12 protein-coding genes are annotated in these 11,254 nt (G+C 40.6%); 8 read left to right on the top strand and 4 right to left on the bottom strand.

Annotated elements, in window-relative coordinates; all coding sequences use genetic code 11:
* Positions 1-47 precede the first annotated feature (47 nt).
* From AC27EF_RS05245 to murC, 4 genes are all read right to left on the bottom strand, one after another.
* Entirely contained in the window at positions 48-1,220 is a 1,173-nt protein-coding gene (locus AC27EF_RS05245; RefSeq protein ID WP_487109383.1) for a ribose-phosphate pyrophosphokinase, read from the bottom strand.
* Between the two features lie 54 nt (positions 1,221-1,274).
* The gene (locus AC27EF_RS05240) at positions 1,275-2,261 is read right to left on the bottom strand and encodes an ATP-binding protein (RefSeq protein ID WP_487109381.1); all 987 of its coding nucleotides are present in this window, start codon (positions 2,259-2,261) and stop codon (positions 1,275-1,277) included.
* A gap of 3 nt (positions 2,262-2,264) precedes the next feature.
* Positions 2,265-3,338 carry a DnaD domain protein gene (locus tag AC27EF_RS05235; protein WP_487109380.1) on the bottom strand — a complete coding sequence of 358 codons (1,074 nt, stop codon included), beginning with the start codon at positions 3,336-3,338 and terminating at the stop codon, positions 2,265-2,267.
* Positions 3,339-3,589: 251 nt separating this feature from the next.
* Positions 3,590-4,975, bottom strand: coding sequence for a UDP-N-acetylmuramate--L-alanine ligase (gene murC / locus AC27EF_RS05230; RefSeq protein WP_487109379.1), 1,386 nt, complete (start codon positions 4,973-4,975; stop codon positions 3,590-3,592).
* 308 nt (positions 4,976-5,283) lie between these two features.
* Here murC and spoVG point away from each other — a divergent pair, with 308 nt between their 5' ends.
* The 8 genes from spoVG (at position 5,284) to dnaB (ending at position 11,188) form a co-directional block, all read left to right on the top strand.
* Positions 5,284-5,571: a septation regulator SpoVG gene (spoVG, locus tag AC27EF_RS05225; RefSeq protein ID WP_487109378.1), complete on the top strand. Its 288-nt coding sequence runs from the start codon at positions 5,284-5,286 to the stop codon at positions 5,569-5,571.
* Positions 5,572-5,717: 146 nt separating this feature from the next.
* Positions 5,718-5,909: a DUF951 domain-containing protein gene (locus AC27EF_RS05220; protein WP_487109376.1), complete on the top strand. Its 192-nt coding sequence runs from the start codon at positions 5,718-5,720 to the stop codon at positions 5,907-5,909.
* A gap of 92 nt (positions 5,910-6,001) precedes the next feature.
* Positions 6,002-6,289: a 30S ribosomal protein S6 gene (gene rpsF / locus AC27EF_RS05215; protein ID WP_487109375.1), complete on the top strand. Its 288-nt coding sequence runs from the start codon at positions 6,002-6,004 to the stop codon at positions 6,287-6,289.
* A gap of 20 nt (positions 6,290-6,309) precedes the next feature.
* Complete coding sequence (locus AC27EF_RS05210; RefSeq protein WP_487109374.1) at positions 6,310-6,756, top strand: single-stranded DNA-binding protein; 447 nt, start codon at positions 6,310-6,312, stop codon at positions 6,754-6,756.
* Positions 6,757-6,772: 16 nt separating this feature from the next.
* Positions 6,773-7,027: a 30S ribosomal protein S18 gene (gene rpsR / locus AC27EF_RS05205; RefSeq protein ID WP_487109373.1), complete on the top strand. Its 255-nt coding sequence runs from the start codon at positions 6,773-6,775 to the stop codon at positions 7,025-7,027.
* A 294-nt stretch (positions 7,028-7,321) separates the two neighbouring features.
* Positions 7,322-9,388 (top strand): DHH family phosphoesterase, encoded by a 2,067-nt coding sequence (locus AC27EF_RS05200; protein WP_487109372.1) that lies wholly within the window; start codon positions 7,322-7,324, stop codon positions 9,386-9,388.
* A gap of 2 nt (positions 9,389-9,390) precedes the next feature.
* On the top strand, positions 9,391-9,834 hold the full coding sequence (rplI, locus tag AC27EF_RS05195) for a 50S ribosomal protein L9 (RefSeq protein ID WP_487109371.1): 444 nt from the start codon (positions 9,391-9,393) through the stop codon (positions 9,832-9,834).
* Positions 9,835-9,847: 13 nt separating this feature from the next.
* The gene (dnaB, locus tag AC27EF_RS05190; protein ID WP_487109370.1) at positions 9,848-11,188 is read left to right on the top strand and encodes a replicative DNA helicase; all 1,341 of its coding nucleotides are present in this window, start codon (positions 9,848-9,850) and stop codon (positions 11,186-11,188) included.
* Positions 11,189-11,254: the final 66 nt, after the last annotated feature.

Raw genomic sequence — 11,254 nt, 5'->3', positions numbered from 1 at the left:
GTATGAAACTGTAGATCTCCTTTTTGTAATATAGGGAAGAGAGAGCTTTATTTTACATTCTTTTTTTCTAAATACTCTTTGATGCGTTCCGTAGGATTTAATAATTCGCTGATGGAAGCGTCATGATTCAGTGTATCAATTAAGAGTGCTACATATTTGGATACATCGGAAGATGCATACCAGTCGCGGGATAATAATTCCGGAGTCTGATATATCAAATTGGTCGTAATAACTTTGGCAATGGTACCGTCTTCGATAGCACGATCAAAAACTTCCAGACCGTTTGTAAAGAGACCGAATGTGGAAAGACAGAAAACGCGTTTTGCATTTCTGCGTTTCAATTCTTTGGCTACGTCAATCATACTTTCGCCGGAAGAAATCATATCGTCAATGATCAGAACATCTTTTCCATCTAAGGAATCACCGAGAAATTCATGAGCGACAATCGGATTGCGTCCGTCAATTACTTTCGTAAAATCACGACGTTTGTAGAACATTCCCACATCCACGCCAATGACATTTGCCATATAGATCGCACGCTGCATTGCTCCCTCATCGGGACTGATTACCATTAAATGGTCTTTGTCGAACTTCACATCATCACATTGCTCTACCAGAGATTTTACAAATTGATAAGTCGGCTGTACATTATCGAATCCACTGATTGGAATAGCATTCTGTACACGAGGATCATGGGCATCGAAAGTAATCAGATTATCGACACCAAGATTAACCAATTCCTGCAGCATCACTGCACAGTCTAAGGATTCACGGGTACTTCTTTTGTGCTGTCTGCTTTCATAGAGGAACGGCATAATGACATTGACGCTTTTTGCTTTTCCGGCAGCAGCACTGATGATACGTTTTAAGTCAGCGTAATGATCATCCGGTGACATGTGGTTGATTTGTCCGTTTAAGGAATAGGTAATGCTGTAATTCAGTACGTCCACAAGAATGTATAAATCCATGTCGCGGACAGATTCACGAATGAGTCCTTTTGCTTCTCCGGATCCGAAGCGGGGACAGCTGGCATTGAGCAAATAGGTGTCTCTCAGGTAGCCGTCGCATGCAACAGAATCTTTGAAAGCTCCATGACTTTCTTTTCTCCATTGAATAATGTAATGGTCGATGGCTTCGCCAAGTGCCTCACAGCCTTCCAGGGCGATGATTCCAAGTTTTCCGTCGGGAATCTTTGTAAAGTTACGGTCAGATCGTCTCATGATACTATCTCCTTCGTATATTGTTCTATAGTTTTTTATATCATTATAATTTGATTACGTCAAGTTTGATTTCTTAAAACGAATGTCCTCGCCATATATTTGATGCCAGGAATAATTCTCAATAATCCTTGAAAAGATTCTCTCAGAATAAATATTTCGGAAATCCTGAAGAGATAAATTTGTGGAAATAATGGTAGATTTCTCTTGAATCAGGCGTTCATTCAGGCATTGAAATAATTGAGAAATTACAAATTTGTTCATCATCTCGGTGCCTAAGTCATCAATGATCAGAAGATCGCACTGAAAAATAAGATCGGCGGATATTTCCTGTTTCGGATCTTTTTCCTTTCCAAATGTATGTTTTGCCAGCGTATCAAATAATTGGAAAGCTGTCATATATACACAAGTATAGCCAAGATCCATGATTTCTTTTGCAATGCAGTGGCTTAAAAATGTTTTGCCGACACCGGTAGACCCTTGAAAAAGAATGTTCTCATGGTTTGGAAATCTGGAAATAAATGCTTTGCAGTGATTTACAATTTTCTGAATGTTCAGCCGTGGGCTTGGAAGTCCGCTGGCAGTAATTTCATCAGAATAGTAGTCTTCCCGAAATTGCTTGAAATTTTCGCGGGCAAGAATTCGATCCATATTTGAACCGGTATACAAAAGATCGATCATAGCCTGACGAAAACAGGAACATGGTTCCTGTCCGATATATCCGGTATCCTGACATTTGCCGCAATGATAAATCGGTTCTAAATAATCTTCCGGATATCCTGCGTCTCTGAGGAGGCAGAGTTTTTCTCGGGCAAGGGCTGCATTCTTTGTCCGGCATTCTTCTCTGAGGACCGGATCATCTTTCAGAATTAGTTTCTTTCCCAGGGCAATCGAATTATGAGTCATTTGAAGATCCAGCTCTTTGATGCGGGGAATTGCAGCATAAATATCCTTTTTTCTCTGTTCCTGTGTGTGATAATTGGAAAGTCGTCTGGACTCATACATTCGCATAATTTTTTGATAATCGGTATTGGATAAAGGCATAGATTAATTCTCCCTTATTTCATCAGAAAATTGTTTTTGCAGAAGCTGCTGTTCCAGTGCGTCAAAATCATAATCTCTCTGTTTAAAATTATGGAGATTTGCATGGTTGTTTTGGTTGACGAATGTTTTTGGAGCTCTGGAAGGCTGTTTAAAAATGCGTGCCTGCTCCAGAGATACGATATGGTTATCTTTCCAATGTTTTAAAATAGTATCCGCATAAGGAAAGCTTGGCTTATTAATAGCGTTGATTGTGCGGTTGCAGGCTTCAAGAATCAAGGCCAGATCGAAACCATCGGTTTCCAGCCAGCGCTTCATGTACTGTTCCTGAATCGGCGCAGGATTTTGATTTAACCCAAAAGCGCGCATGATGGAATAATATTCTTTTCGGAAGTTCTGGCTGTGGGATTTTGCTTCTTCCGGAGTTTTTATATTGCATTCATACCAGTTGATTGCAACGGTCTGCATATAGCGAAAACTTTTTTTGCCGTTGGAGACACAGTGCTCAACCAAATATTCAATGAGTTCACAGGACATGGACAGATCTTCATACATATACAGAAGAGTATTCATATCTGTGCAGGTCAGAGGCTTGCCCAAAAACATTTCACAAACATAGAGAAGATAAGAAAAACGTTCATCCTCGCTTTTTTTCTGTAACTGAGCCGGGGATAGTGTTTTCATAGCGGGAATTGCCTCACTGGCTACGGAATTTTCCTGAACATCCGACGGTTCGGATACGGCAGAATCAGAAGCATCCTCCGTCTGAATCGGAGGAACCGGATGTCCGGGAATCGGAAGAAGTTCAATGGATTGAATTTCTCTTTGATTCATCTCAATCTTCAGAAGAGATTCTTTTTCCCAGTATTTTAATGCGCGGGTGACATCGCGTTCGGTGAGCTCTAAAACATCAGCGAGGCACGGAATACTGAAATTTGCCCCGTCAGAAACCATGCGGAGGAGATAAATATAAACTTTGATGTACTCTCCGTTGGCACGAATCATATAGTTATCAACAAAAGCATTCGGAAGCAGTGTTCCTCCGGTTGGATATGTAGTTGTGACCTGAATATAGTTCATGGCAATGTCCCCTTTTTTATTTTATATCATCTAATGTGACTATAACGCAGATGAGGAAAATTGTAAATAGAGGCAGAATCCACAGAGGATTTGTGGAAAAACCTGTGGATAGTGTGGATAATGTGGATAAGAAAATAAGAAATACGAGAATAAGCCATTTACATAGATTTTACAATTGTGGAAAAAAGAAAAAGAAATCCACAGGTCTATTTTTCAACAACTGTGTACAAACCTGTGGATAATGTGGATAACTATCTGCTGACCAGATGATTTCCGATAGAATCGACGTTTCCAGCTCCCATAGTTATCAACAAATCATTTTTTTTACAATTTTTTAAAATAAATTGTTCAATGTCATCAAAATCTTTAATATAGTGGGCATCCACATCATATGCTGCCATGCGTTCTACAATATTGCGGGCGTGGACAACCCCGGTGTTTTTTTCTCTTGCAGCATAGATATCCGTAATGATTACATGGTCACAGAGACTCAGGGCTTTGGCAAAATCATTGAGGAATGCCAAAGTCCGCGTGTAGGTATGAGGTTGGAAAACACACCACAACTCATTATGAGGATAATTTTTACAGGAAGTCAAAGTAGCGCGGATTTCTGTGGGATGATGCGCATAATCATCAATCACGGTGAATCCATTGCAGGTTCCTTTGAATTCAAAACGGCGTTTTGCGCCGGAGAATCCGAGAAGACCTTGTTTGACAGCACTCATCGGAAGATCAATTCTTTTTGCGGCAGCAATCGCAGCCAAAGCATTTTTGACGTTGTGTTCTCCATTGACATTGAGCTGAATGGTATCAACAAATTCCCCACGAAAATAATAATCAAAATGTGCATGTCCAAAAGCATCATATCCGATATTTTTTGCAGAGAAGTCAAAAGAATCATCGTTGAGCCCGAAGGTTGCATAATCTGCTTCTAAATCGTGGACAATGTAGTCGAGATTGTCAATTTCTCCATTGATGATCAGATATCCGTAATCGGGGAGTTTGTGAGCAAATTGCCGAAAGGAATGTCGAATATCGTCAAGGTCTTTAAAAAAGTCCATATGATCTTCTTCAATATTTAAAATTATGCTGATTTTCGGGAAAAATTCCAAAAAACTGTTGGTATATTCACAGGCTTCGGTAACAAAGGTATCGGAGCGACCCACACGGATGTTGCCGCCAATGGCGTCTAAGATTCCGCCAACACTGATGGTCGGGTCTGTTTCACCGGCAAGAAGTATGTGAGAAAGCATAGAGGTTGTTGTGGTCTTGCCGTGGGTTCCGGAAATTGCGATTGCATTTTTATAATTATGCATAAGCTGTCCAAGGAGCGCTGCGCGGCTCATCGTTGGAATTTTCAACGATGCTGCGGCCTGATATTCTGCATTGGTATCAAAATGGATTGCGGCAGTGTAGACTACAAGATCAATATCCGGTGTAATATTTTCAGCAGTTTGTTCAAAGAAAATTTTTGCGCCCTTTTGCTCCAGACGGTCGGTGATTTCTGTGGAGCGAATATCAGATCCGGATATGGTAAATCCTTCTTTTAAGAGAATCTCTGCCAGTCCGCTCATGCTGATCCCTCCGATGCCCATAAAGTGAATATGAATTGGTTTCTTAAAATCTATCTGATACATTTTCATGTGTCCTTTCTATATCAATATCAATGTTATTTTTTACTTTCCTTATTATAAGTCACAGATATAAAAGTTGCAAGAGTGGTGGTTCTGGAAAAAATTTCATGTCACAATAGAATCTGGAATAAAAAATAGTAAAAATTAATAATAAGAAAATAAAAATAAAAAAGAAATTTGTTCACATCTACCGAAAAAAGTGGTATAATTAAAAATAGCAGAATCGGTCAGAAAAAAAGAAGAAGTTGCAGACAGGAATGGACCGGAGAGCGAGTTTCAGCTATATTTAAAAAAACTAGGAGGATGACAACATGCAAATTACAGATGTACGAATCAGAAAAGTAGCCAAGGAAGGCAAGATGAAGGCTGTTGTGTCAATTACCATCGACAATGAGTTTGTAGTACATGATATTAAAGTGATCGAGGGAGAGAAAGGATTGTTTATTGCAATGCCGAGCAGAAAGGCAGCGGATGGGGAATATCGTGATATTGCACATCCGATTAATTCGGATACGAGAAATACAATTCAGAAATTGATTTTGGAACAGTATGAGGCAATGAAGTTTGGTGATATTGACGCCACAGAACCCGAAATGTAGATCAGAACTTCTTCTTAATGTGATGTGAAAAAAGAATCAGGAGATTACCCTGGTTCTTTTTTCTGTTATAATCTTATCCAAAGCAAACACTTAAGGTATTTGTTTTGGATAATCAGAGAAAAATTATTTTTTAGGAGGTGTCTTAGGTGGAATTTCAAGTCGGTGATGTTATCAAACTGAAAAAAGCGCATCCATGTGGGGAAAACCAGTGGGAAATTTTAAGAGTAGGAATGGATTTTCGGCTTCGGTGTCTCGGATGTACAAGACAGGTTATGGTATCAAGAAAATTAGTGGAGAAAAATTTTCGGGGATTTATAAAAAAAGCTTGCGAATTATAAAGATCTATGATAACATGAGTATTCGTGGTATATGAAAATATCCTTGCTCTTTCAGAGGAAAGAGCCACTAGACCAAAAGGAGGTGCAAAGTAATGATGAAATATGAATTAGCATTAGTTTTAAGTGCAAAGATCGAAGACGAAGAGCGTGCAGCTATGATTGAAAAAGTTCAGGCAATGATTACTACAGCAGGTGCTGCAATCACGAACGTCGATGAATGGGGTAAGAAACAGTTAGCTTACGAAATTCAGAAGATGAAAGAAGGATACTACTATTTCATCCAGTTCGAAGGCGAAACTACAGTTCCGGCGGAACTTGAAGAAAGACTTCGTATTGAGGAAACTGTATTACGTTTCTTATGCGTGAAACAAGATGCGTAATTAGCAGGAGGGATCCGAATATGAATAAAGTAGTATTAATGGGAAGACTGACCAGAGATCCGGATGTGAGATACTCACAGGGAGACAGACCGATGGCAGTTGCCAGATATACGTTAGCAGTGAACAGAAGGTTTAAGAGAGACGGCGATCAGGATGCAGATTTTATTAACTGCGTGGCATTCGGACGTGCAGGAGAATTTGCAGAGAAGTATCTGAAACAAGGTACAAAAATCGTTGTTTCCGGAAGAATTCAGACAGGCAGCTATACCAACAAAGACGGAATGAGAGTCTATACAACAGATGTTGTAATTGAAGAGCAGGATTTTGCAGAAAGTAAAGCAGCGGCATCCCAGAATCAAATGGGAATGGGCGCTCCTGCACCGAGCGCACCGCAGCCAAGTGCCGCGGTCAGCGATGGGTTTATGAATATTCCGGACGGGTTGGAAGAGGAACTGCCGTTTAGTTAAATAGGAGGTAGAAATCATGGCTTATACAAAAGGCGATTCTCCAATGAGAAGAAGAGGCGGACGCAGAAGAAGAAAAGTATGTACATTCTGTACAGAAGCTGACGCTGTGATCGATTATAAAGATGTAGCGACATTAAAGAAATATGTATCTGAGAGAGGTAAGATCTTACCTAGACGTATTACAGGAACATGCGCAAAGCATCAGAGAGCTGTCACAGGAGCAATTAAGAGAGCTAGACATTTAAGTTTAATGCCGTATACAGCAGAATAATTTTCAATGAAAGTGCCGATAAACTCTAAACTTAGGGTCTATCGGCTTTTTTGTAATATAGGAAAGTTTTGACTTTCCTATATTACAAAAACGCTTTGTGGAATGCACACGATGAGCAGAGGAAAGCTTTGTCCTCTGGTCGCAAATTGTGTAAAATTTCTGATGAAACAGGCTTCTGCCAGCAAATGCCTGGCTAAAAAAATCGGGTTCTTTAAATTCGGTGTACAAATCATTTCAAGAGAGGTATAATAGAAGATATTTAAAATCTGGTAACAGCTGAATCAGGAGTAAAATATGGACATTATAAAGAAAACAAAAATCGACCAATATCTTCAGGGACCGTTAAAGGCAATGATTTTGCTTATGCCGGTGGATATTCTCTTTTTTTGGATTGATATTCGTTGCGGCATTATTTTGGGATTCGTGCTGGTGGTATATCTTGCGCTTCAGTGCTTTTTATATTCAAGCAGCAAGAAAGAGATCGTGAAGGAATGCATGAATTTTGTCTTTGAACAGGGACAGGTACAAAACTATCTGATTCATGATCTGCCGATTCCCTATTCGCTGCTGGACGGCGATGGAATGATTATCTGGTCGAATGCAGCATTCCAAAAAATTGCAGGTGACAACAGAGGGAAGAGTTTACAACAGATTTTTCCCAATTTAAATCGAAATTTACTGCCTTCGGACGTGAATCATACAATTTCTCATATTGAATACAAAAAAAAGGATTCAGAGGGTAAAAAACAAAAACTTTTTTATAAAGTCGAGCTGAATCGTATTCGTGTAGAAGATTTTCTGGGAGAACAGGATGAAAGCTGTTCGCAGCAGATGTTAAAGGATCATTGTTTGATTGCCGCGTATTTCTTCGATCAGACACTTCTGAAAAAGTATATGGAGCAGAATGAGAACCAGAGAATGGTTATCGGATTGATTTATATTGATAATTATGATGAAATTTTAGATGATATTGATGAGGTCAAGCGCTCCATGCTTATTGCGGTGGCGGACCGCAAGATTAATAAATTTATTCAAAACGTATCTGGAATTGTAAAGAGAACCGAGAGAGATAAGTATTTTGTCGTGTTTGAACAGAAATATTTGGATAAAATTAAGGCAAATAAATTCTCGATTCTGGATGAAATCAAGACCATCAACCTTGGAAACTCAATGCATATTACGCTTAGTATTAGTTTTGGAATCAATGGAAACACCTATCAGGAAAATTATGAGTCGGCGTGTACCGGAATGGACCTCGCCTTGGGAAGAGGCGGCGACCAGGCAGTCATCAAAGACGGAGAAGATATTTCTTACTATGGCGGAAACTGTGAAGTTATGGAAAGAACAACCAGAGTTAAGGCAAGGGTAAAAGCACATGCGCTGAAAGAGCTTTTGGAATCAAAAGAGAATGTTGTGATTATGGGGCATAAGATTCCTGACCCGGATGCGATGGGCGCGGCAGTTGGTCTGTATCGTCTGGGGCTTTCTCTCGGCCGCAAGGCACACATTGTAATGAATGAAATGACAATATCCGTTCGCTCCATGCTGGAAGCTTTACTGGAAAGTGGAGATTATGACGAGGATATGTTTATCGACAATGAGAAAGCCATAGAAATTACCGATGAAAATACACTGTTAATTGTAGTGGATGTCAATCATGCAAGTTATACGGAGTGTGAGAAACTGTTAAGTCAGACAAAAACGACTGTGATTTTAGATCATCATAGAAAGAATAAGAATATGATTAAAAATCCAGTGCTTTCGTATGTGGAACCATATGCATCTTCCACCTGTGAGTTGGTTGCGGAGATTTTGCAGTATGTGGCTTCTAAGCCAAAGCTGGAACCGATGGAAGCAAATGCGATGTATTATGGAATGTTGGTAGATACGGATAACTTTGTGAATAAAACGGGAGTCCGCACCTTTGAAGCCGCGGCGTATCTCAAACGTAGCGGAGCAGATTTGACAAAGGTCCGTAAGATGTCCAGAGAGAGCATGGATACCTATCGAATCCGCGCAAAGGCGATCAGCGAAGCAGAGATTTTATATGATGAATTTGCCATTGCAACTTTGGTGGGAATTGGCGTGGACAGCCCGACGGTTATTGGAGCGCAGGTAGCCAATGAATTATTGGACATTAAAGGAATCCAGGCGTCGTTTGTTCTGACAGCGGTGAGAGAAAAGGTTTATATCAGCGCCAGATCTATAGATGAAATTAATGTTCAGAAAATTATGGAGGAATTTGGCGGCGGCGGGCATCTGACCGTTGCCGGAGCCCAGTTGGTGGATGTTTCCCTGGAGGAGGCTAAGATTGTCATCCGCGAAACCTTAAGAATTTTAAAAGGAAAAGGAGAAATATAAAGATGAAAGTTATTTTGTTGGAAGATGTAAAATCTGTTGGGAAAAAGGATGAAGTTGTAGAAGTCAATAATGGATATGCGAGAAATGTGTTATTCCGCAAGGGGCTTGGAATTGAAGCTACAAAAAAGGCTTTGAATGACTTGAAATTAAGAAAAGCCAACGACGACAAGCTGGCTGCGGAGGCGTTGGAGGATGCAAAAGTTTTTGCAAAAGAAATCGAGGAAAAACAGCTTGTATTAAAAATGAAAGTGGGAGAGGGCGGAAGAACCTTCGGATCAATTTCTACGAAAGAAATTTCGGCGGAAGCAAAAAAACAGCTGGGATTTGATTTGGACAAGAAAAAAATGCACTGTGAACCGATTAAGAATCTTGGATTTCATGATGTGGCGATCAGAGTTCATCCAAAAGTAACGGCTACATTAAGAGTGAAAGTGGAAGAGGCTTAAGGGGACACAATTTATGGATGAGGCATTTGTAAAAAAGATACAGCCCAATAGTCCGGAAGCTGAGCAGTCGGTTATCGGTGCGATGATTATGGACAGAGATGCCATTGCAGATGTTATTGACATTGTCGGACCGGAAGATTTCTATCAAAAACAAAATGGAATTTTGTTTGAGACAATGTCCGAACTGTACCGGGAAGGAAAACCGGTGGATCTAATCACTCTGCAGAATAAACTGAAAAAGAAAGATGTTCCGGAATCTATGAAAAGTCTGGAGTTTATTCGGGATCTTTTAGAGTCGGTTCCCACGTCTGCAAATGCAAAGCAATATGCAACCATTGTCCGGGAAAAGGCAACACTGCGGAAATTAATTAAAGTCAGCGAAGAAATTACCACAGAATGTTATCTTGGGAAGGATGATGTGTCTGAAATTTTAGATCACACAGAAAAAAATGTGTTCGGTCTTTTGCAGCAGGCAAGCGGCAGGGAGGAATTTGTACCGATTGATAAGGTTGTATTAAATACTCTGGATGCCATTGAGGAAGCTGCCAGCTCGGCAGGGAGAGTTACCGGGATTGCTACCGGTTTTACAGACTTGGATTATAAATTGTCCGGTCTGCATCCTTCAGAACTGATTATTGTCGCGGCACGTCCGGCGATGGGAAAAACAGCCTTTGTCTTAAACATTGCGCAAAGAGCGGCGGTTCGTGATCATGTCCCTACGGCAATCTTCAGCCTGGAGATGTCAAAGGAGCAGCTGGTGACCCGTATGATGGCAATGGAATCTATGGTTGATTCACAGTCAATCCGTACCGGAGATCTGCAGGAAACCGACTGGGAAAAAATTATGGAGAGCGCAGGAACCATCGGCCGTTCACCGTTGATTATTGATGACACCCCGGGAATTACAATCGCAGAGCTGCGGTCCAAATGCAGAAGATATAAGCAGACCCATGGCTTGAACTTGATTATTATTGATTATTTGCAGTTAATGTCCGGCGGAAAGCGTTCTGAGTCAAGACAACAGGAAATTTCGGAAATTTCCAGATCCCTAAAAGCGCTTGCAAGGGAGATGGATGCTCCGGTAATCGCATTGTCGCAGCTAAGCCGAAGAGTGGAGGAACGAAAGCCGGCAAAGCCGATGCTTTCCGATTTGCGAGAATCCGGATCAATTGAGCAGGATGCTGACGTTGTAATGTTTATTTATCGTGATGAATACTATAATGAAGATTCAGAAAAAAAAGGAATTGCCGAGATTATTGTAGATAAGCAGAGAAACGGTTCCACAGGAACCGTGGAACTTGTCTGGCTGGGGCAATATACGAAATTTGGGAACAAGGAGAGAGCGCCGCATTAATTTGCGTGCTCTTTTTGTGATAGCGATGAGCCAAAGTCCGGGCTTGCCCGCTTTGTTATGATAGGA

It is taken from the genome of Anaerostipes stercorihominis (assembly GCF_057535655.1).
This window is presented reverse-complemented; position numbering and strand designations above follow the sequence as displayed.

What these genes read in the sequence shown, in the direction of transcription:
- AC27EF_RS05245 (WP_487109383.1), bottom strand. Translation starts at nt 1,220, where the DNA reads ATGAGACGATCTGACCGTAACTTTACAAAGATTCCCGACGGAAAACTT.
- AC27EF_RS05240 (WP_487109381.1), bottom strand. Translation starts at nt 2,261, where the DNA reads ATGCCTTTATCCAATACCGATTATCAAAAAATTATGCGAATGTATGAG.
- AC27EF_RS05235 (WP_487109380.1), bottom strand. Translation starts at nt 3,338, where the DNA reads ATGAACTATATTCAGGTCACAACTACATATCCAACCGGAGGAACACTG.
- murC (WP_487109379.1), bottom strand. Translation starts at nt 4,975, where the DNA reads ATGTATCAGATAGATTTTAAGAAACCAATTCATATTCACTTTATGGGC.
- spoVG (WP_487109378.1), top strand. Translation starts at nt 5,284, where the DNA reads ATGCAAATTACAGATGTACGAATCAGAAAAGTAGCCAAGGAAGGCAAG.
- rpsF (WP_487109375.1), top strand. Translation starts at nt 6,002, where the DNA reads ATGATGAAATATGAATTAGCATTAGTTTTAAGTGCAAAGATCGAAGAC.
- AC27EF_RS05210 (WP_487109374.1), top strand. Translation starts at nt 6,310, where the DNA reads ATGAATAAAGTAGTATTAATGGGAAGACTGACCAGAGATCCGGATGTG.
- rpsR (WP_487109373.1), top strand. Translation starts at nt 6,773, where the DNA reads ATGGCTTATACAAAAGGCGATTCTCCAATGAGAAGAAGAGGCGGACGC.
- AC27EF_RS05200 (WP_487109372.1), top strand. Translation starts at nt 7,322, where the DNA reads ATGGACATTATAAAGAAAACAAAAATCGACCAATATCTTCAGGGACCG.
- rplI (WP_487109371.1), top strand. Translation starts at nt 9,391, where the DNA reads ATGAAAGTTATTTTGTTGGAAGATGTAAAATCTGTTGGGAAAAAGGAT.
- dnaB (WP_487109370.1), top strand. Translation starts at nt 9,848, where the DNA reads ATGGATGAGGCATTTGTAAAAAAGATACAGCCCAATAGTCCGGAAGCT.